The 21661-nt window shown below is 43.2% G+C and carries 20 protein-coding genes and 2 pseudogenes; 8 read left to right on the top strand and 14 right to left on the bottom strand.

Annotation, left to right across the window (positions count from 1 at the left end; translation table 11 throughout):
- Positions 1-499: transposase (locus tag ACYQ2O_RS05100; RefSeq protein ID WP_459796120.1), on the top strand; the 499-nt coding region annotated here is incomplete at its 5' end.
- Positions 500-971: 472 nt separating this feature from the next.
- Here the strand turns inward: ACYQ2O_RS05100 and ACYQ2O_RS05095 are convergent.
- Positions 972-1103, bottom strand: a complete 132-nt coding sequence (locus tag ACYQ2O_RS05095; RefSeq protein ID WP_459796119.1) for a hypothetical protein — start codon at positions 1101-1103, stop codon at positions 972-974.
- A gap of 600 nt (positions 1104-1703) precedes the next feature.
- On the opposite strand from ACYQ2O_RS05095, the gene ACYQ2O_RS05090 reads away from it, so the two are divergent.
- A complete protein-coding gene (locus ACYQ2O_RS05090) occupies positions 1704-2627 on the top strand; it encodes an ATP-grasp domain-containing protein (protein ID WP_346024895.1) in 924 nt (307 codons plus the stop codon).
- Positions 2628-2695: 68 nt separating this feature from the next.
- Here ACYQ2O_RS05090 and ACYQ2O_RS05085 read toward each other — a convergent pair whose 3' ends face one another.
- Positions 2696-3649: a 2-hydroxyacid dehydrogenase gene (locus ACYQ2O_RS05085; RefSeq protein WP_346024894.1), complete on the bottom strand. Its 954-nt coding sequence runs from the start codon at positions 3647-3649 to the stop codon at positions 2696-2698.
- 211 nt (positions 3650-3860) lie between these two features.
- On the opposite strand from ACYQ2O_RS05085, the gene ACYQ2O_RS05080 reads away from it, so the two are divergent.
- Positions 3861-5099: a dicarboxylate/amino acid:cation symporter gene (locus ACYQ2O_RS05080; RefSeq protein ID WP_346024905.1), complete on the top strand. Its 1239-nt coding sequence runs from the start codon at positions 3861-3863 to the stop codon at positions 5097-5099.
- 415 nt (positions 5100-5514) lie between these two features.
- Here ACYQ2O_RS05080 and ACYQ2O_RS05075 read toward each other — a convergent pair whose 3' ends face one another.
- From ACYQ2O_RS05075 to ACYQ2O_RS05065, 3 genes and pseudogenes are all read right to left on the bottom strand, one after another.
- Positions 5515-6804, bottom strand: coding sequence for a flavin monoamine oxidase family protein (locus tag ACYQ2O_RS05075; RefSeq protein ID WP_459796117.1), 1290 nt, complete (start codon positions 6802-6804; stop codon positions 5515-5517).
- A 33-nt stretch (positions 6805-6837) separates the two neighbouring features.
- On the bottom strand, positions 6838-7023 hold the full coding sequence (locus ACYQ2O_RS05070; protein WP_459796121.1) for a cation transporting ATPase C-terminal domain-containing protein: 186 nt from the start codon (positions 7021-7023) through the stop codon (positions 6838-6840).
- A 157-nt stretch (positions 7024-7180) separates the two neighbouring features.
- Positions 7181-8317, bottom strand: a pseudogene (locus ACYQ2O_RS05065) (HAD-IC family P-type ATPase).
- A 348-nt stretch (positions 8318-8665) separates the two neighbouring features.
- Between ACYQ2O_RS05065 and ACYQ2O_RS05060 the strand changes: the two are divergent.
- Both ACYQ2O_RS05060 and ACYQ2O_RS05055 read left to right on the top strand, forming a co-directional pair.
- Positions 8666-9463 carry an SDR family NAD(P)-dependent oxidoreductase gene (locus ACYQ2O_RS05060; protein ID WP_459770475.1) on the top strand — a complete coding sequence of 266 codons (798 nt, stop codon included), beginning with the start codon at positions 8666-8668 and terminating at the stop codon, positions 9461-9463.
- Between the two features lie 27 nt (positions 9464-9490).
- Positions 9491-10696, top strand: a complete 1206-nt coding sequence (locus tag ACYQ2O_RS05055; protein WP_459796116.1) for an NAD(P)/FAD-dependent oxidoreductase — start codon at positions 9491-9493, stop codon at positions 10694-10696.
- Positions 10697-10830: 134 nt separating this feature from the next.
- Here ACYQ2O_RS05055 and ACYQ2O_RS05050 read toward each other — a convergent pair whose 3' ends face one another.
- The 7 genes and pseudogenes from ACYQ2O_RS05050 to ACYQ2O_RS05020 all read right to left on the bottom strand — a co-directional run bounded on the left by ACYQ2O_RS05050 (position 10831) and on the right by ACYQ2O_RS05020 (position 18968).
- On the bottom strand, positions 10831-11685 hold the full coding sequence (locus tag ACYQ2O_RS05050; protein WP_459796114.1) for an AAA family ATPase: 855 nt from the start codon (positions 11683-11685) through the stop codon (positions 10831-10833).
- A 28-nt stretch (positions 11686-11713) separates the two neighbouring features.
- The gene (locus tag ACYQ2O_RS05045; protein ID WP_459796113.1) at positions 11714-11959 is read right to left on the bottom strand and encodes a hypothetical protein; all 246 of its coding nucleotides are present in this window, start codon (positions 11957-11959) and stop codon (positions 11714-11716) included.
- A 53-nt stretch (positions 11960-12012) separates the two neighbouring features.
- Positions 12013-12426, bottom strand: a complete 414-nt coding sequence (locus ACYQ2O_RS05040; protein ID WP_346024887.1) for a hypothetical protein — start codon at positions 12424-12426, stop codon at positions 12013-12015.
- Positions 12427-12701: 275 nt separating this feature from the next.
- Entirely contained in the window at positions 12702-12860 is a 159-nt protein-coding gene (locus tag ACYQ2O_RS05035) for a hypothetical protein (RefSeq protein WP_346024886.1), read from the bottom strand.
- A 62-nt stretch (positions 12861-12922) separates the two neighbouring features.
- Entirely contained in the window at positions 12923-13183 is a 261-nt protein-coding gene (locus ACYQ2O_RS05030; protein WP_459796112.1) for a DUF6442 family protein, read from the bottom strand.
- 420 nt (positions 13184-13603) lie between these two features.
- A pseudogene (locus tag ACYQ2O_RS05025) lies at positions 13604-14559 on the bottom strand (glutathione S-transferase family protein).
- Positions 14560-14735: 176 nt separating this feature from the next.
- Positions 14736-18968, bottom strand: coding sequence for an acyl-CoA dehydratase activase-related protein (locus ACYQ2O_RS05020; protein ID WP_459796111.1), 4233 nt, complete (start codon positions 18966-18968; stop codon positions 14736-14738).
- A 158-nt stretch (positions 18969-19126) separates the two neighbouring features.
- On the opposite strand from ACYQ2O_RS05020, the gene ACYQ2O_RS05015 reads away from it, so the two are divergent.
- Together ACYQ2O_RS05015 and ACYQ2O_RS05010 are read left to right on the top strand one after the other, a co-directional pair.
- Positions 19127-19732, top strand: a complete 606-nt coding sequence (locus ACYQ2O_RS05015; protein ID WP_346024883.1) for a TetR/AcrR family transcriptional regulator — start codon at positions 19127-19129, stop codon at positions 19730-19732.
- Between the two features lie 55 nt (positions 19733-19787).
- Entirely contained in the window at positions 19788-20213 is a 426-nt protein-coding gene (locus ACYQ2O_RS05010) for a hypothetical protein (RefSeq protein ID WP_346024882.1), read from the top strand.
- A gap of 71 nt (positions 20214-20284) precedes the next feature.
- Here the strand turns inward: ACYQ2O_RS05010 and ACYQ2O_RS05005 are convergent, their stop codons facing one another.
- Together ACYQ2O_RS05005 and ACYQ2O_RS05000 are read right to left on the bottom strand one after the other, a co-directional pair.
- The gene (locus ACYQ2O_RS05005; RefSeq protein ID WP_346024881.1) at positions 20285-20794 is read right to left on the bottom strand and encodes a flavodoxin domain-containing protein; all 510 of its coding nucleotides are present in this window, start codon (positions 20792-20794) and stop codon (positions 20285-20287) included.
- A gap of 82 nt (positions 20795-20876) precedes the next feature.
- A complete protein-coding gene (locus ACYQ2O_RS05000; RefSeq protein WP_346024880.1) occupies positions 20877-21296 on the bottom strand; it encodes a hypothetical protein in 420 nt (139 codons plus the stop codon).
- A 175-nt stretch (positions 21297-21471) separates the two neighbouring features.
- Between ACYQ2O_RS05000 and ACYQ2O_RS04995 the strand changes: the two genes are divergently transcribed.
- Positions 21472-21661: hypothetical protein (locus ACYQ2O_RS04995; RefSeq protein WP_459796109.1), on the top strand; the 190-nt coding region annotated here is incomplete at its 3' end.

Here is a 21661-nt window from a genome sequence, read left to right as displayed (position 1 = left end):
CAAAGACATTTATACGGAAGCTCACAACTCTGGTCAAGAGCCGATCACCGCCTTAAAAAGACAAGCGAAACATAATGGGGAAGTTGATGACCATTATGCCCCTACCTGTTTTCGTGAACACAGCTATAAGTACGACAGCTATGATAAACGTTATGGTGCCCTCAAGTATGTTCGACCAGAAGCCCATTGCCGGGAGTGCCCCTTAAAAAATGCGGGGCTGTGTCAAAAAGTCTATAAGGTAAAACAAATGGATGATGCCAGAAAGTACAATCATCCCGCAAGAGGCACACAAGCTTGGCAGCGTATCTACAATGAGCGAAGCAGTGTCGAGCGAGTCAACGCTTACTTAAAAGATGCCTATCAACTCAATGCTACACGCTTTTATAAAGCCGATCATGCCAATGCTTTTTATCGTTTGATTCAACTGGCATACAATGCACGAACCTATGCAAACCAACGGTTAGCTGAGAGAAAGAACAGAAAAGAAATAGCCGTGTAATTTTTAAAAAATAGTCATTTTGAAATTAGACGAGTGTTTCCTTTTTTAAAAAGTTAGTTATGAAATTGGTTCACTTAGCTATTATATCAGTTCTACTTGCAGTTTGCTTCTCAAGCTCAGTCAATACTACAATTAAATAAGCCTTTAATTACAGTTAAAGAGTAAATATGAGACTTAATCTATCCCTCTGCGTTTTCTAGTCGTAGCTTATTTTTTTATATGACTCTTTGATGTCGCTAGACGGCCTTTAGCTGTAGTATATTTCCAATCGTGCCAGTGAAATGCCATTAGACGGCTTCTAGTTATAGTTTATTTTCTTATGCACTTTTTTAATGTCACTAGATGGCTTCTAGCTGTAGTATATTTCCCTACATGTCTGTTAGATGCCATTAGATGGTGGCTAGTTATAGTTTATAGTCTTATGAACCTTCAAAATGTCGCTAGCTCCCTTTCGGTTGTATCGGTTTATCGGTCAATTGGGCATTTCGGATTCTTCTTCTGAGGCAGCTTCGTTATTTGCTTCTTCAATTAGTTCTCGCGCTACACTGTCAAACAATCCTTGATCATCTTCCATATGTTCCGGGAACGTACTTATATCATCCATATACTCGATTTTATCCCTTGATTTGAAACTGAATACAACCGTTCCCCCGTTTCCATAATCGTCTTTTTAGTTAATACTGCCTTGCTCACCAGCTGCCATGACATTAGTACGTGACACTTCAACAGTATCCGGCAATGGGTCGTCTTCGACATAAGTCGCTTAATCCAGTACTTTACTGCACAAAACTACGAAAAAAAACATTCCTATAATAAGAAATATTAACCCCGCTACACTTCCTATAATTATCGTTACCTTTTTACGCATTCTGTAAGACCTTCTTTTATTTTCATTTTTTTATTAAGAGTACTTCATACTTCCTCGATAGGCGATAATGACCACAGCATCTTCGTATTACCCGGCTTCTGATCTTTCGGCTTTTCTTTCACTATCCTATATTAACACCTTAAACCGATCGCACACTTTTCCCAATGAAAATTGTTAATAAATTCAAAATTAATAAACCTAGGTAATTGACAGTTGAATACTCACACTCCTAAGTTATGCACCACTTCAATTCCTTCTATACGATTATACACTTGCAAAAAGTAAGTGTTTTCCGGATAATAGACAATGAGTTTACTGACAAAGGAGTACGTTTAAATGAAAAAAGTAATTATTCTGCATGAAAATATGGACTGGACTAAACACTTGATCAGACGTCTGGAAGAACTGAATGTGCCTTATGACGAATGGGACTTGTCAGACGGCATGATCGATATACAGGATTTGCCCGAAGACGCGGTCTACTACAACCGGATGAGTGCCTCTTCTCATACGAGAGGTCACCGCTACGCACCGGAACTGACTGATCAGATTCTGACCTGGCTGGAACAGAAAGAGGCAAGAGTCATTAACGGGACTGGCGCGCTCTCTCTTGAGGTCAGCAAGCTCAAACAGTATCTTGCACTTCAGGCCAGTGGGATTAGAACACCTTATACGATCGGTGCTGTCGGTAAAGACAACATCATCAAGGCAGCTGAAAAGCTGAATGAGTTTCCATTTATCATTAAGCACAACCGGGCTGGTAAAGGGCTTGGTGTCCAGCTTATCTATACAATGGATGAACTGAAGGAGTACATCAATGGGCCCGATTTTGAAGATTCGATTGACGGACTGAGTCTGATCCAGCAGTATATCCGTTCAGAAGACGGCCACATCATTCGCTCGGAATTTGTCGGACGTGAATACGTCTATGCCGTGAAAGTTGATTCGAGCAACGGCTTTGAGTTGTGTCCGGCCGATGCCTGCCAGATTGGACCTGACGGACAGCTGATTCAGGAAGATAGCAAGTTCAAGATCATCGACCGTCTGCCGGAAGACCAGATCGAACGCTACACGCATTTTCTGAATGCTCAGAATATCGATGTCGCTGCACTGGAATTCATTATCGATGAGAAAGGCGACGTCTACACATACGACGTCAATACGAACACTAACTACAATGAAGATGCCGAAAAAGAAGCCGGTCAATTTGCTATGCTTGAACTGGCTAAGTATCTGAAAAACGAACTGGATGCAATTTAAGACTGGCATTCAAATAAATCGGACAAAATGAAACGGGCCGTCTCGATAAGAGGCAGCCCGTTTTTATTTTACCTGATAATATTCTTAGGATTTCCTTCGATGAAAGCCAAGGTGTTGTCAAAAGCTATATGCGCCCGCTTAACCATTGCCTCATCTGTCAGATAGGCCACATGAGGAGTCAGCACCGCATTTTTTGCCTTAAGCAGAGGATAGTCTTGTGGAAGTGGCGGTTCCATATCGAAGACATCGATACCCGCTCCGCTGATCTCATCCTTGTTCAAAAGATCAGCCAGTGCCTGATTGTCGACGATCGGTCCTCTCGCACAATTAATCAGAATAGCTGATGATTTCATTAAAGCCAGTTTTTCTGAAGAGACGAGTCCTTTCGTTTCGTCGGTCACCGGCAGATGAAGGGAAAGGATGTCACTTTCCTTAAAGACCTCGTCAAGCGATTTGTAGACAAGTCCCAGATCCTTAGCTTCCTCTTTTTCTGTGCGACTGTATCCGATCAGGTCTGCTCCGAAGGCTTTGAATAGCTGAGCCGTTTTCAGCCCTATGTTGCCTGTCCCTATAATGCCGACTGTCTTCCCGTGGATTTCTCTCCCTTGAATCATGCCGGGGAAATCTACTGATCTGACATCCTCGTTCCCCTTTGAGATTGCCCGGTAGACAGCCAGAGTCAATCCGATGACCAGTTCTGCAACAGACTGATCCGAGTAGCCTGCTGCATTAGCAATACTGATGCCTTTTCGATCAGCCGCTTTTTTACCTACATGGTCCACACCTGTGAATGCGACGTTGATCAGCTGAGTCTTGTCCAAAGCATCGACCACTTCTTCCGGGAAGGGATTGTTTCCGATCATGACGATGTCCGCATCTCTGCTTCGTTCGATCAGTTCATCTGTATCTGTAGTCTTCTCGTTATAGTAGATAAACTCATGACCCTTGTCTTTAATGGGCTGGGCCAGCCGTTCGATCAGTGTTTCAGGGACACGCAGCGATTCAATCAGTGCAATTTTCATTTATACATCCACTCCAATTCCTGTTTATCTCTTCTACTATATCATCCGACAAGATAAAAAGGGAGCCAGCGTGATTGTTTTAAATTAATTTCCACTTTTATATTTCTAATTGTTTCCTAATATAGTATACTAGTCAGACCATCCTTTTTAGGAGGAAAAAATAGAGGTCTTTAAAGGACAAAATTTAGGGGAGGAATTTATTATGAAAAAGATGCATTCACTTAAGTTCGGGCTGGTCCCGAAACTGCTTCTGGCTATTCTACTGGGGGTTATTGTCGGTCAGATCCAGTTCATACCTGACTTTATTCTGCAGATCCCAGTCACTGTATCAAGTCTGTTCAGCAGTCTGCTGTCTTTCATTATTCCATTGATGATCGTAGGGTATGTGGTCAAAGGGATTTCAGATATCTCACAAGGGGCAGGAAAGCTTTTAGGCCTTAATGCCCTGCTTGCCTATTCATCGACTTTGATCGCTGGGTTCATCGCTTATTTCCTGGCGTCTTCACTCTTTCCGCTCTTTATAGATGCGTCGGTGAGAGACACTGTACAGGAAGAAACTGCTGCCTTGGAACCACTATTTACTTTGCCGCTCGATCCATTATTCGGTGTTACATCGGCTATCGTCTTCGCTTTTCTTTTTGGCATATTTATTTCATGGCTGCGTGAAGATGGCAAAGGAGAAACCATGTACCAGTTCTTTAATGATTTCGGGGAAATCATTACACTAATTTTGAAATCTGTCATTATTCCGCTACTACCCGTTTTTATTTTCGGTAACTTTCTAAATCTAAGCTATACTGGAACGGTCTTTTCATTACTATCCGTATTCTGGCGTGTCGCCTTGATCGTGATTGCTCTCCAGCTGCTTCTTATTACGATCATGTTCGTACTGGCAGCCCTATACACTGGGAAAAATCCTCTCACACTTATGAGAAATCAGATTCCCGCCTATTTCACTGCCTTAGGGACACAGTCATCGGCCGCAACTATTCCAGTCAATATGGAATGTGCACGTAAAAATGGAGTATCCAGAGAAATTCGTGAATTCGTCATTCCCTTGAGCGCCACGATCCACCTCATGGGAAGCATGGTGGCCATCACGTCCTGTGTGACAGCTGTACTACTGATGTTCGACATGCCGTTTGGGTTCGGTATTATGGCCAGTTTCATTGCCACTCTAGGAGTTGCCATGGTTGCCGCTCCGGGAGCACCGGGGGGAGCTATCATGAGTTCCCTGCCATTCGTCTATATGGTCGGCATCGATCCGACTGGTACTCTGGGCAACCTGCTGATTTCACTTTATATCACTCAGGACAGTTTTGGCACGGCCGCAAACGTTTCGGGTGACAATGCGCTCGCTTTGATTATTGACAAAGTATATGCCACATACTTCCTTAAAGACGTCCCTGCTGTACAAGATGATGTAGTTCCAGAAGTATCAGAACTGTAAAGATTTTACTAATGATGGGAACCCAGCATATAGCTTCCGGGTTCCTTTTTTTATATCCAGATGCGTCGTGCCGTACTGTTCAATAACTAATCAACTTAAAAATATTTAACAGACACAGGTTCATCTCTCAGTAACTGTAGGGGCGGTTGAATGCCTCATAAGTTGTGTTTATGAGGCATTCATACCTGTTTTAGTTAGACGAGTGCCTCATATCACAGAGTTATGAGCGATTCGCTGCTCTTTTACTATGCTGAACACCTCATATACGACTAATATGAGGCATTCGCCTGATCATTCCAGTCTCTGCACGCATCCAGTCCCGGTATTTGGCCCATCTCATCTTTTGAAGTAACGAAAAGACACTGGCCCGCGGGCCAGTGTCTTCCTCTTCATCTTTATTAGTGCGTTGATTGCTTTATTTTCCCATTGCCTCGATCAGTCGTTCTGCACTTTGCTTGCCGGAGCGGATAGCTCCTTCCATAAAGTGAGTGAACTGCGGAGCCAGTTCAGTGCTGGCAAACACAACTTGTTCAAAAGGTACGCCCAAAAAGTCATCAGCATCCTCATTGCCTTCTGTGTGGACCATCGCACCGTATCCCCCACCGGTGTACGGCGAGTCGACCCAGATACTTTCTTCTATATCTTTATAGCCTTCTGCCTCTTCCCCAAAGACATCAATCAGGCGATCCAGAGCGAAATTCTCTCTGACTTGCGGGGGAACTTTGACCAGATCTTTGGCCTTGTCTCCACCAATAAACATCGTCAGACGATTTTCATCTTCACCATTAGACGAGTCCATGACATTGACGCCTTCGTTTCCAACATAAATGACACCGAATACCTTCTTCTCTTTTCCACCAACTTTATGATGTCTCCAGAAATCTTCGTCGTACAGGAAAGTCAGTTTGATGACTGATCCATCCAGGAAGCTGTCCAGGGCTTCACGGAAGTGGTTCTGAAGAGATTCCGGCATGTCGATACGGTTGGCCACGGTCGGTGGAATCGCCAGTATAAGTGCACGTCCCTCAAACGTATTCCCGTGTTCAGTTTTAATATGATAGGTCTCTTCGATTTTATCGATTGAAATTACCGGCTCGTGATAATGGATCGCATCACCCAATTGACCTGTCAAATGAGTAATCACATTATTCAGGGGACCGCTGGCCTGATATTTAAGCTCACTTTCTCGCGTCGTGATCCGGCTGATCAGTTTTCTTGCTGCTTTGGCATTGATATAGTCACTGCTTACAGTCGTTTCAGCAGCAATGTAACTCTTCAGCATTTTCTGTTCCCACTTGTCTTCTATCGACTGGCTTAAAACTGTTGATAGTGGTGAGTGTTCTTCAAGTTCATAATCATTCAGCAGATCCTGATTTTCAGTTATGCTGAAATTGATCGCTTTCTTGTTTTTCTCGTTGATAACGATCGACTCATCTGCCAGGCGCGTGTCTTTCAGTTCCATGCCGGCTCCCTCGATCAGGCTGATCATTTCTGTCATATCCTTGTTGACAAACTGAGCCCCTTTTTCATAGAATCGTTTGCCATCTTCAGAAAACTCGGTATAGACCTTTCCGCCTGCGCGATCGCTGGCTTCGAGCACTTTAAATGAAAATCCATTTTCCTTCACTTTTACTGCGGCAGATAACCCTGCCAAGCCGGCTCCGACGATCACTACATCGACCGGTTCATTTTTATGTCTGTACATAAGCTGTCCTCCTGAAGGGCTTCCCTTACCTTTTTATTTTCGTTTAAACACATGATGAGTCAGATATTTTTCTATTTCCACTACGATAAAGACGATCAGTCCAAGCCCAAGAGGGAATAGCCAGTAGAATGCTTCTATCGGATATAACCCGAGGGCCTCGCTTAAAAACGGCACATAGGTGACAGCGAGCTGAAACAGGATAAGCAGAGCCGAAACAATAAAGGCTGCCTAATTATCAAAGAAATGCCTGTTCAAGCTGAAATGCCGCTCATTTCTCACATTGAAAAGATGGAAGATCCAGATGTTCACTCTTTTGATCGGCTTTTTTAGCCAAAGTAATCAGACAGCCTTCCATCGGATCTCCTCTGACGAGCCACTACCCTTTGACGTCGGCTTGCTTGCCAGTTTCCTCTTCAATCAGTTCACCTTCAGGCTTGTAGCCCGTGCCGGTTACATTAATAAGTTTATCACGGGTAATGACTGATTTCACTGTCATTTCATTTTTTGTCAAAGTACCTGTCTTATCAGAACAGATCACCGTGACCGCTCCGAGCGTTTCAACTGACGGCAAAGTCCTCATGATTGCTTTCTTGTCTGCCATCGTCTGCACACCGAGGGCAAGAATCATCGTCAGAATGGCCGGCAGTCCTTCCGGTATAGCCGCCACTGTCAATCCGATCACTGACAGAAGCAGCTCTCCCCATTCGTAATCATGAATAATCAGCCCGAAGCTGAACAATACAAGAGCCAGAACCAGAATGACAATTAAAATCACCTTACCGAACGTATCGATCTGCTGGAGGAGAGGCGTCTTCATGTCCTCTACTTCTTTCATGCTTCGATTGATCTGACCGATTTCAGTATCCTCACCTGTTGCGACGACAATTCCTCTAGCTGTCCCGGAAGAAATAGATGTTCCTGAAAAAACCATGTTTGTCCGGTCTCCGAGTACTGTTTCTTCTGACAATGCGGCTGTCTGTTTTTAGACTGAGGCTGATTCACCTGACAATGGACTTTCTTCCGCTTTCAACCGTTCAATCTAGTAGAGTCTCATGTCAGCCGGCACTTTGTCCCCTGCTTTCAGAAGAACGATATCGCCGGGCACAAGGTTTTTTGAATCGATTTCTGCCCTGATTCCTTCCCTTAATACAGTAGCCTGAAATGACAGAAGATTACGGATACACTCCAGCGCTTTTTCGGCTTTGTTCTCCTGAATATAGCCGATCACAGCATTTATGACTGCGACAAGAAGTATAACGGCTGTATCGATGTAGTGGCCTAAAATCAGTGTGACTAAAGCCGCTACCAGCAGAATATAAATCAGAATATCGTTGAAATGATTGACGAACTTCTTCCATTCGGGTGTGACTGCCTTCTCTGGCAGCGTGTTGGACCCGAATGCCTCCCTCTGCTTCTTGACAGCCGAAAGAGACAGCCCCTGCTGCTTATCGGTGCCAAAAGACTCCATGATGGATTCCACAGTCAGGTGATGCCATTTATTATCAATAGACATAACACTCTCCTCCCATTATCAGTCTTCTAAACGAGTTCGACCTGTTACCTATCTATTCTGAAACAACCTCTCTCTTTACTTATAGAATACCACAGAACGGCATTCTATTGTTCCCTCATTAATTCCAGTATTGCTGTTTTCTAAGGAGAAAATCCGATCAGTTCTCCTTTATTTCAGAAGGGTGTACAGTTTTATTTCAAAAAACTTATGTTCATTCACTCATAGTAAGGCCTGGCCTAATGGTCAAGCCTTATAATTGAAGTTTTGACACGTGTGGAGTACCCTTTACAGTAACGAGGCTTTTAATCGCTGTCATTAAACTATCAGATCTCACAGGAGGAATTCATCATGGATTTAGGGATAAAAAACAAGGTCGCACTGATCACAGGAGCCGCTGCCGGTATTGGTAAAGAAACGGCCCGCTTGTTTCTGGCAGAAGGTGTAACTGTCGTACTCACTGACATCAATGAAGAAAAACTGAAAGAGACCATAGACTGGCTTGATTCTAAAGCCACCCTTTATTCCTACCCGGCAGATATAACAAATGCAGACGATCTGAAAGCCTTACATGATTACATAAAAGAGGAGGTTGGAGAGATCGATATTCTAGTGCAGAATGCTGGAACGGTCGGTGTCCAAGGACTCTTTCATGAAATCAATGATGCAGGTTGGGTACAGACGATCGAAGATGATCTGCTTGGACCGGTACGTGTCGTCCGGGAATTCCTACCTGATTTAAGAAGCAAGGGCTGGGGACGAATCGTCTTTATTTCATCCGAAAATGGGCTTCAGCCATACAAGGACGAACTGCCCTATGACTGTTCCAAAGCCGGCATCCTGGCTTTTTCAAAAGGACTGTCCAGAACCTATGCCACGGAAGGACTGCTCGTCAACACTGTCTCTCCAGCTTTTATTGAAACCCCAATGACCGATAAGATGATGGAAAAACGGTCAGAGAAACTGGGTGTCTCATTTGAAGAAGCCATTGAGTCCTTCCTTGACGAGGAACGCCCGCATATTGAACTGAAGCGTCGCGGAAAAGTTGAAGAGGTCGCTCCAGTGATTTTATTCTTATGTTCAGATAAGGCATCTTTTGTAAATGGATCCAATTACCGCGTCGATGGTGGTTCAGTAGCAACAATATAACACTAAACGATAAAGGAGAATGCACAGATGACACAAGATTCAGTAAAACATTTTGATTATCTAATGGTCGGTGGAGGAACAGTAGCAGGGTTTGCAGCCAAGGGAATCCGAGAAGTTGATAAAGATGGAACGATTGGTATTATTTCTTCAGAAAATGATTCACCTTATACTAGACCTGCTCTAACTAAAAAAATATGGACAGATGATGACTTTACAGAAGAAGATGTTCCCTTTCATACCGAAGAGACAGGTGCAGAGATTTTTCTTCAGACCACTGCTGTCTCTATAGATAAAGAAAACAAAGCAGTTCGGACCAGCGATGGCCATACATTCAGTTACGGAAAATTGCTTCTGGCAACTGGTGGACAGCCACAACGCATCGAGGGGCCCGATGATTCTCGCGTGCTTGCGTTCAGAACATTCGATGACTATCGCACTTTAAGAAGTATTTCAGGTTCTGGCAATCATGTTATAGTCGTTGGAGGTAGTTATATTGGTACTGAACTAGCAGCTAACCTTGCACTGAATAACACCAAGGTCACTTTTATTTATCCACAGGATACACTTAGTGACAATCGTTTGCCTAAAGAACTAGCCGAAGAATACGAGAACACGTATAAAAACCATGGCATCAAGCTGATTAGTGGAACTCGAGCTGTATCTTACGATAAAGATGGCGACGACCTAGTAGTCACTCTTGATAACGGTGAGAAAGTGTATGGAGATGCAATTGTATTAGGTCTTGGTGTCAAGCCTTTACTAGAGCTTGCAGAAGAATCGGGTCTTGAAGTTGATGAAGGGGTAGTAACTGACACATACCTTAGAACATCTGATCCAGACATATTCACTGCAGGAGATATTGCCTACTACCCAGACCCAATTCTTGGACGAAATCGTATTGAACATGTGGATCATGCTCGTAAATCTGGAACTACTGCAGGAAAAAATATGGCTGGTGCTCAGGAGCCTTATGACTATACCCCTTATTTTTATTCAATGGTCTTTGATATTTCTTGGAAAGCCATCGGTACGCTCGATCCCGAACTTGATTATTACATCGATGAAGTGGATGGCGGCAAGGTCGTCTACTATCTGGAGGACAATAAACCCGTCGGCATCCTGACCTGGAATGTGGAGCCGGATCTTGATGAAGTGAGGAATGTTTTAAGTAATCCTCCTGAATCAAAAGATGCACTAAAAGGACTAATTAGAGAAAAAGAAGACAGTGAATAAATAAAATAAAAGCACTATCCATATAGTGTATCTGATAAAATACATTATCACAGGAAAGAAGCCAGCAGCTCTAAAAGAGTTCAGCTGGCTTCTTTTCTACTATTCAAACAAAGTATTTTGTACTCGTGAATATTTTAATCAAACGCATCACGATGCTCGTCGAAAAACCTCTGATAGGCCCGGACATTTCCCAGATCTGTCCATTTTCTGACAGTTGCCGGCTCTGAGTCCAGATCGATTATTTTAGCACCTTGCATCGCCAGAAAGAACGGTGAATGGTTTGAAATAATAAACTGACAGTTGAAAAAACGGGCCGAGTCCTCAATATACTTTTTCAGCTCAAGCTGCCGTTCAGGGGACAGACTGTTTTCAGGCTCATCGAGCAGGTACAACCCGTTCTCTTCTATCTTATCTACAAAATACTTGAAGGCACTTTCCCCATTGGACTGTTCTCTTATATTGTTCATCAAATTATCTCTAACAAATCGAGACTGCGTTTTTCGTCTGGTTTCGTTCATCTTTTTCAGCTGCTCATAGTCATCCAATGACTTCAACTGGAACTGGGCATATTTCGTTTCCAGATAATCCTCAAACATCTCTTCTCTTTTTTCATCAATGGCTTCATTAACCGACCGCAATGTCAGCACATAATCAAATACGTCATCACTAGTGATGATTCGCTTGAAATCCGGTTCGTCAGAGGCCGGCTCAATGCTGCAGTATGCAAGGTAGTCTTCAAAGAATGACGACTTGTTATACAAGGCATCGCGTTCTGCTCCAATCTTTTCAGCAATGACATTCAAAGCAGTCGTCTTCCCGGACCCGTTGCCGCCATAAAGAATCGTGATCGGCACACAGTCTATCCGTTCCAGCTGTTTATTGGACAGGACCTGAAAGGGATAAAAAGTCGTATAGACTTTGCGCTTGATCTCAATGAAAAAAGAAAACTCAGCTTCACTTGAAGGAAACGTTACTGCATGCAAAAACATAGATACACCTGCTCATTCTGTTGATTGATTAATTTTGTTCGATTACTTCGCGACTGTCATTCATCGTATGGGCGAACGCACTGATTGTCTCTTCTCTGATTTCAGAAACATCTGCCTTAACTTTAGCTACTTTTCTGATGATCATTTTTTCGACAAGATTCATCGTATTGAAATGAAATTCTCCTCCGAAACACGCCCTCACCAGCGCAGCCTCTAGCAGCTCCTCCGGATAATTGGTCTCCAGCTGTTCTCTTAACGTATGCTCTTCCTGCATCCCACAGATGAAAAGACCCAGCCGGTGGAGTCATGACCTTTATTTTTTAGTGGTTAAACCTTATATAAGTCGAATGAATCAAATAGCAGATAAGGAAGCAGCATGACTCCCCATGAGATAATTCCTGCAGAAATGAAAATTGGCCAGCTGGATCCAGATTCCAGCAACCTGTCTGCATGCATCATTTCGCTGAGAACTGTACCAATGATAGCCGCAATCCCAATACATAGCGGCCACCATAGCGCCCACTTTTTCATAGTTAATCTGACACAATCTCCCGGACTGATTTTGAGTTTATTGCTTTTTATTCTGTACTGCTTTACCTGAAGAACAGACTGTCGCCTATTCAGGTTAATGTGCTTTGTTTCTCCATTGGCAATTTTTCCAACGACATCGCCATCCAGCCTTAACGAAAAATATGTGCCTTTCTCCCAGAAATGTTCCTGTCTGATTACTTTGACCTGCACTGTATCTCTCCTTTTTATGTAAGTATCAAATTAATTCTAATATTACAAGTTGTGCTTATTCCTTATACAGGATATATTTTTCAAATAATAAGTTGGGGATAACGATCAGAATACTGATTACCAATGCAATTATTCCACCAGTCAACCAGAGAGAGAACTCTTCCAGAACATTATGCAGGCGAAGCTGAGATATGATGAATAGACTAAGGAAAGTAATAAGTCCTGTGAAAACTGGTTCCCAGTGTACCCACTTATGGAACTTAATTTTGACTGTGTCACCAGGATTGACCGTCAGCTTGTTGCTCCTGTTTAGTCAGCTCAATGTCGACGGTCTCATCCCCGTTTATTTCCGCGACAACTGCTCCATCCAGCCTGACCTTCACTTTGCTGTTTCCAGTAAAATAACGTTTTGGTCTCGTCAATGTAACTTTCATTAGTCTCTCCCCCGATTGTATAAAGGCTTTACTTTATGTTTTTCGAACAGCTTTTTTCCATATTAAGATATTATACTGATAAATGACACACTTAAAGCAGTCAGCCATATAATAAACAACACAATAAATCCTATTCGAGAGTACTGGTCCCTTCTAGTCAAAACAAGAGCCCCACTTTGTGCAAAAAGGATGAAGGCTACTTCATTCATTTCTTTGCCTTGAAAAATACTTAAAAATAGAATAATTACTGCAGCTATTATTACCGCATAGTTTCCGCGCTTAAATGCTTTTAGCTCTCTATGGACCTCTTTTTCATTATCCAATAGAACACCTCTTCTCTAAACTATTATCTGACCTAATTGTAAAGATAATGGGGGAGGTTTTCAATTGGACTGATGTATATTATTTATTAATATCATTGTTCATTAACCTAACAGTTTTATTCTCTTTTTAGTGCCCACTCAACTAGATTTTTATTCCGGGTGGTCACTAATCTCTGAATTACTGCCTACTCAAACGAAAAGTCAGTTTCACTTGTCCATAATCTGCAGTCTTTTGACCACTCATTTAAGATTTGTATTTGGGTGGACAATAATCAGTAAATCATTGCCCACTCATAGCCTGAACATGTTTGAGTGGGCAATAAAAGGCTAAAACCCACCCCGAGCTCCATCGATCAGCTTGAAGTAACTGTTAAATAAAGAAATAGCCTTCCAGCGGTCTGGAAGGCTACCTTATTTTACTTAAAGACTGAAGTCCAATTCTGGTCCAACGGGAACGATGCCTGTCGGATTGATGTTCTTATGGCTGCGGAAGTAGTGTTCTTTGATATGTCTGAAGTTGATCGTATCCGAAACACCAGGCATATTGTAGAGTTCTCTTGTCAGGCGCCACAGATTATCGTAATCCGTTAGACGTCTGATGTTGCATTTGAAGTGTGTATAGTAGACACTGTCGAAACGGACGAGTGTCGTAAAGAGTCTCAAGTCAGCTTCTGTCGCCTGGTCACCTGTCAGATAACGTGTCTTTCCAAGACGCTCTTCCATTTCATCCAGCGCTTCAAAAAGCTTTGTTACTTCTTCATTGTAGACATCCTGTTTAGTCGCGAAACCAGCTTTATAAACCCCGTTATTGATGGCCACGTAAACTCTGTCGTTAATCGCATCAATGTCATCGCGTAAGTTTTCAGGATAGTAGTCGCCTTCTTTAGCGCCCACTTCGTCAAAGGCAGAATTCAGCATACGCATGATTTCTGATGATTCATTATTGACGATTTTATCCTGCTTCAAGTCATACAGTACAGGCACGGTAACTCGACCGCTATATTCCGGTTCTACATGCGTATAGATTTCATACAGGTAATCCGCATCAATAAGTGGATCTTTAACGACCCCTTCATCGTCTTCAAAAGTCCAGCCGTGTTCAGCCATCAGTGGATGCACCACTGACACGGAAATCATGTCTTCAAGGCCTTTCAGTTTACGCATGATCATGGTTCGGTTAGCCCATGGGCATGCATTTGAAATGTATAAATGATAGCGCCCGGCTTCAGCCTTAAAGCCGCCTTCACCACTTGGTCCCGCGCTGCCGTCCGCTGTCACTCAGTTTCTGAACTGCGACTCTTCTCGGATAAACCGCCCGTCATTTTTTCCGTATCGTACCACTTGTCGTGCCACTTTCCATCTACTAATAATCCCATAATATCTTCCTCGTACATTTATCAGTTAGTTTACACTTGTAATCGTTAAATCAAGTATAGACCCTCCTTGGTTAATTGTCAACTTATATACCGATCGACAAGCTTATTAAAGACATTGCAATTCAAAAAAACTGCTCCTACGCAAGTGCAAGAGCAGTTTTTTCTTGAGAGATGAGTTAGTTAGCTCCGGCCAGCATAAGCTTTATTCGGTTAAGCTGGTTGACGATGGAGAGACCCGGATCGTAATCTACCGCTGTGATATTGGCGTGCGGATACTGGCGTCTGAATTCTTTCATCATGCCTCTGCCGACAATGTGGTTCGGCAGGCACCCAAACGGCTGCATAATCAGGATATTGGAGACACCGTTCTCAAGAAACTGAACGACTTCCCCGGTCAGGTACCACCCTTCTCCGGTATGGTTCCCGATGGATGTGATTGCCTGTGCACCCTCGGCAATGTCATAGATGGAATGGAAAGGTGTAAAGCGTTCCGATGCTTTAAGTGCCTGATTCATCGGTTTTTCTGCCAGCTGAATAAGTTTAATCAAAAACTGGGAAATGGCTTTATTCTTTTTAGAAAAGCCAAGCTGGTCTGCCTTATACTGCTGATTATATAAACTGTAATTCATAAAGCCAACCAGGTCGGGAACGACGACTTCTGATCCTTCTTTTTCCAGTAATCTGACGACATCGTTATTGGCTGTCGGCGAATATTTGACCAGTATTTCGCCAACGATACCTACTTTCGGTTTATTGGTGTCCACAATATCGATGGCTTCAAAGTCTCTGATAATCTTTTTCATATTCTTATTGAATTCTCTTATGCTCCCATTATGAATATTGGTCTTCACTTTTCTAACCCATTTCTGGTGAAGGGCATCCACAGAGCCTTTGACGACTTCATACGGACGTGTCCGGTAGACTACTTTCTGGAAAAGATCCCCATAGAGGCTGGCGATGGAAGTCCGCATAATCAACGGCAAGGTAAGCTTAAAACCATCCTGTTTCTGGGTTCCTTTATTTCCTGCAGAAATGGACACGACCGGTATGTCGGGAAAACCAGCATCGTTCAGCGCTTTTTCAAGGAGTGGAATATAATTCGTTGCCCGACAGCCGCCACCCGTCTGAGTGAGCATGACTGATGTGTGATTCAAATCATATTGCCCACTTTTCAGTGCATCCACCAGTTGACCAATTGTGATGATTGCCGGGAAACAGGCATCGTTATTGACGTATTTCAATCCTTCGTCCACACCTTCAGATCCCGTATCCTCAGTGATCTGGACAACGTTATAGCCGGAGGCAACTAAGGCTTCTTCTATCAGCCCAGTCTGATGAATCGGTGACATCATCGGCAGCAGAAGCGTGTGTGTGTCCTTCATTTTTTTCGTAAAGGTGATGGTTTCAGGTAAATCATATTTTTTTAAAGGTCTGATGTGCTGTAGGTTCCGCTCTTTCATGGCGGCTTTGAGCGAGCGTATACGGATGCGAATCGCGCCGAGATTCGATGTTTCATCTATTTTCAGGACCGTATGAATCTTTCCGTACTGCTCCAGAATGTCCTGGACCTGTTCGGTCGTGACCGCATCCAGGCCGCAGCCGAAGGAGTTCAGCTGGACCATTTCAATGTTCGAAAACTTCGTCACCACGCGCGCTGCGGCATACAAGCGGGAGTGATAGGACCACTGATTAACCACCCGCAGTTCTCCTACCTCCTGCAGATGAAAGACACTGTCTTCAGTCAGCACATGAAAACCTTCTTCGTTAATGACATTGGCAACGCCATGATTGACCTCAGGATCCACATGATACGGACGCCCAGCAAGAACAATCCCCTGCTCATTATGGGCTTTCATGTAATGAAGGGCCTCTTCTCCCTTATTTTTCATATCCCCTTTAAAGGATTCCAGCTCAGACTTTCCAAGCAGATAGGCCTCTCTAATTTCATCCTTCAAAATACCTTTGTCCTTGAATGTTTCGTAAAGCACCTCAATGACATGACGGTCATTCAACAGATTCAGATGCGGGTGACGGTAATCCACAGCCCCCTCTCTTATTTCATCCACATTGACAGAAATCAGGTCAGGGTAAGAGATGACTATCGGACAGTTGTAGGAATTGACCGCTGTCCGCTCTTCCTGCTGCTGATAATTGATACAAGGGAAAAAAATTAAGTCCGGTTTTTTTCGAATCAGCTGCTTGACATGACCGTGAACCAGTTTAGCGGGGTAGCAGACGGTATCATCTGGAATGGTATCAATGCCGTCCTCATACAACTTCTGATTGGACCGGCCGGATAACTGAACACTAAAGCCGAGTCGGTTAAAGAAGGTCGCCCACAGCGGATAGTCTTCATACATATTCAGCACACGCGGAATGCCCACGACTCCTCTAGGTGCATCTTTTTTGTTCAGTGTCTTGTATTCAAACAGACGCTTATACTTGTACTCATACAGATTAATGCGTTCCTTTTTCTCTCTTCCTTTCAGATGCATATCAGCTCCTTTTTCACAGCGATTTCCTGTGACAAATCGTCTGCCGTCCTTGAAAATCGTCATGGTCAATGCACACTTGTCCGCACATAAAGTACACCTTGTAAATTTCTTCTCAGCGGTAAATTCTTCCAGTTCCTTCAGTGACAAAAGTGTTGAACGGTCTTCTCCTGTATAACTTTCCAGTGCAATCAGCGCACAACCATAGGCCCCCATCAGACCAGCCAGATTCGGTCGCACCACTTCCCGGCCGGAAATCAGTTCAAAGGCTCTCAGAACTGATTCATTATTGAACGTTCCACCTTGACAGACTATCTTTTCTCCCAAATGCCTAGGATCCTTGACTTTAATCACTTTAAATAAGGCATTTTTAATTACAGAAAGCGACAAGCCGGCAGATAAATCCGCTACACTTGCCCCTTCTTTCTGCATCTGCCTCACTTTGGAATTCATGAAGACTGTACAGCGAGAACCTAAGTCAACGGGCGCCCGAGACGTTAACGCCGCATCAGCAAAGTCATACACATTGTAATTGAGTGATTTGGCGAGTGTTTCAATAAAGGACCCGCAGCCACTGGAACAGGCTTCATTCAGCTTTATCGAAGACAGTACGCCCTCTTTAACTGTCATGGCCTTCATATCCTGACCGCCGATATCCAGAATAAAATCCACACCTGGCTGGAAACGTTCAGCTGCTTTATAATGACAAATAGTCTCAACTTCGCCCTGATCTACTTTCAAGGCATTCTTAATCAGTGCCTCACCGTATCCTGTCGTAACAGAACGGCCGATATAAACGTCTCTAGGCATTTCTCTGTAGAGCTGTTTCATAATACTAATTGTCTTATTCAATGGGTCGCCGTCATTGGAGTCGTAATACTGCCACAGCACTTCTCCTTCAGGATTTATCAGAGTGACCTTTGTCGTCGTTGAACCGGCATCAATCCCCAAAAAGGCAATGCCTTTATACGTTCGTAATGGCTGCTCTTCAATTTTAGCCTGCCCGTGGCGTTTTCTGAACAACAGCAGTTCCTCTTCAGACTTGAACAAGGAATTCAGACGAACGGAGGGATTGAGATCAAGAATAGTATCGTCACTCAACTGTTCAAGCAGTTCTTTGAAAGAGATCGGTTCGGTCTCCTTGGCATCATAGGCTGCACCCATTGCTACAAAGAGCTGTGGATCTTCAGGAAAAACAACATCCTGCTCGCTCACTTTAAGTGTCTCGATAAACCGCTGACGCAGCTCACTTAAAAACGTAAGGGGGCCACCTAGAAAAGCTACTTTCCCTTTAATTTTGCGTCCAGATGCCAGACCGGCAATGGTCTGATTCACTACCGCTTGAAAAATAGAAGCAGCAATATCTTCCCGAGCGACTCCATCATTTATCAGCGGCTGGACATCCGTCTTTGCAAACACCCCGCAGCGTGAAGCAATCGGATACAGCTTCTTGTGTCCTTTCGCCAGTTCATTGAGTCCCTCAGCATCTGTATTTAAAAGCATCGCCATCTGGTCGATAAACGCGCCGGTTCCGCCTGCACAGCTCCCATTCATCCGCTGCTCCATCGATGCCCCGAAAAAGGTAATCTTTGCATCTTCTCCGCCCAATTCTATGGCCACATCTGTTTCTGGGATCATATGCTCTACTGTTTTCGAACACGCAATCACTTCCTGAATAAAGTCGATTTCCAGTGCTTCTGCAATACCAATCCCGCCAGATCCGGTCACTTTCATATGGAGAGGATTATCGTGAAACACCTCACTAGCAAAACCGACTAAACGTCTGGCAGCATCTTTTATATCTGAATAATGCCGTTCATAGCGTTTAAATAGTACGTGATTCCATTCATCCATAACGACCAGTTTAATTGTTGTTGAACCAACATCTATACCAGCAAAAACCTTTTTTTGCTCCATAGTTATCCACTCCTTTAGACTCCCATTCGTCGTGCTGAAACCGACTCTTCAAAACTTTGCTTAAAGTATATAGTCTTGTTATACTATTAACAATCATTAAAATAAGTCATTTGTCGGATACACAACACATTGAGAAAATTGTCGGATGGGAGGATGACATGAACAAAAAACAGGATTTGCGGGTACTAAAAACACAGAAAGCTATTTATACTGCCTTTTACAATCTGCTAAGTTTAAAGGACTATACCGGCATCACTATCCAGGATATTGCGGATGAAGCGATGATTAACCGTTCAACCTTTTATGCTTACTTTCAGGATAAAGATGATTTGGTTGAAAAGATCATCGAACAGAAACTGGAATCCATCCAAGCCATTATGAAGCTGTCTGTCATGACCAATGACAATGAAGTGAAGCTGATGCATGTTCAGATGGTGCTGACGCAGCTTCTCGAACAGATAAAAGAGGACAAAGACACGTATGTCCTCATCCTCTCAATTGTTGACAAGCATATATTGACCGATAAATTTAAAAAACTGGTGACCGATTCCTATCAGGATATTCTGAGCCGCCTGCGCATCATGGAGTCCGATATGGAAGTACCAGTCGAACTGATCATCGATTACAGTCTGGGAATTCTTTTTATGACAGTCAACTGGTGGCTGAAAAATGACTGCGACTACCCTGAGGACCAGCTTGCCCGACTGATAACGAAACTCGTCGGGAACGCCAACCTGACCGTGCTGGGGATTTCAGTGATTTAACTCGTCGACTGACGGTATTGATACCTGTATAAACCAATCAAAAAAGGAGCCTTCAATGATTCAACTGACTGAACGACTCGAAACAGCATTTAACTTAACAGAGGACCTTGCATCTTCCTTATCTGGTGAGGAGTTGACAATGAGACTGAGAGATATACCCTCAAATACAATAGATGAACAGATGTGGTGTATTGTAGGTGCACGGGAAAGTTACTTGGAGGCGATTATTCAAAATAAATGGAGCGGTTTTTCATGCTCCTTAACCGATGTGACTTCTCCATCCAGAGTCCTTGAGAGCTTGACAGCCAGTTCAGTGGATTGCCTCTCCTATCTCCAGAAGAATGAACTCAACAGCATACAGACGGACCTTTTATTTTCACTACTGGAGCATGAAGTTCAACATCATGGTCAGCTGATCCGTTACGTTTACGGCAACCGATTGAGCTTTCCAAAGAGCTGGAAAAACCGGTATAACGTGTAAAAAAAACACCTCGAAACCTGCTGGTTCTGAGGTGTTTGCTTTTATTTTCTAGAATATTAGCACACAATTTGTTAACTCAATGGTGTATCTTTATCGTCTTCTTCAACTTTGTTTAAGCTGTCTGCAAACTGCTGAATGGTGTCTTCACGAATATCAGATACATCCTCTTTTACTTTGGCTAGTTTTCTTACAATCATTTTTTCCATAAGATTCATGGAATCAAAATGGTACTCTCCGCCAAAACAATCCACTGCTACTGCAGCTTTCCTAAGTACAGCAGGATAATTTAGCTCCAGTTCTTCTCTAATAGTGTGCTCTTCCTGCATCCCACAGATAAACAGTCCCAGTTTTTTCTCCATCAGGGCATCCAAGTGCTCTTCAGTGAATGTTCGAACTTCTCCCAATATTCTCCCCGCATAAACCGGGCTACCTACAACTACCGCATCATAAGCTGACAAATTCACTTCAGACGTGTCTTTTAAGTTGACTCTTTCAACTTCCCCAACTAGACGTTCAGCCAGCAGACGAGTGCATGTTTCCGTGCAGCCGTGCTTGCTTGAATAAGCGATTAATGTTTTCATTCAGTTTTCCTCCCCATCTTAAGCTGAATAGGCTTGGGTTATGTAGCGTGCTTGCCTGCAGTGAGTATACAAATAGACTTATCTATTCATGAACTTTGTAGAGTTCATAACTGTCGAAGAATAAATAGGGAATACCAGCTAGCAAACCCATAGTTGCTCCAACCAGACCGGCCACTAAAAGCACAGGCCAGTTTTCAAATATCGGGAGAGTTTCAACTTGAGGTGTAAGCATGGAACTTATAAAAACAACAATGCCTATAATAACAGGTTGCCAGTACACCCACTTTTTAATTCCAAGCTCAACCGAGTCGCCATCTGTAACGGTCAACTTGTTGCTTTTTGTTCCAAAGTGTTTAACCTGTAATATTGCCTGCTGTTGACCCAAATCAACAGTCTTCGTTTCGCCATTTTTCATTTTTACTACCCGATTGTGATTCACCTTCACCTTTAGTTTGCCAAGACTATGGATGTAACGAGAGGGTCTGATAATTTCTATACTCATAATTTAACCTCCATGCCGTTTCGAGTAATTACCAATTTTTTTGTTTTTTCGTGCTATTTTAATGCAACTATCGTTGCTCTATCAATTGAAATGCAAAAAGGCACCTCTTCCCCCCTTAATCTGATAAAATGAAGTTTACCAAAACAAACATTCATCACTTAAGGAGTGAAAAGAGATGCCTAATCTACTTCAGATTGTCATGTATTTAGTTAATAAAATCAAGTGGCAAAACAGTTTGATTCAACTTTTAAACGATTATATTACTTGGCTTGAAGATGCGGGTGATCGACCACCTAAAGGGACCGATATCACAAAGCTTGATTACAACAAATTGACCCTTGATGACCCACCGAAAGTTGTAAAGA

This window comes from Alkalibacterium sp. m-11, assembly GCF_054658155.1.
This window is presented reverse-complemented; position numbering and strand designations above follow the sequence as displayed.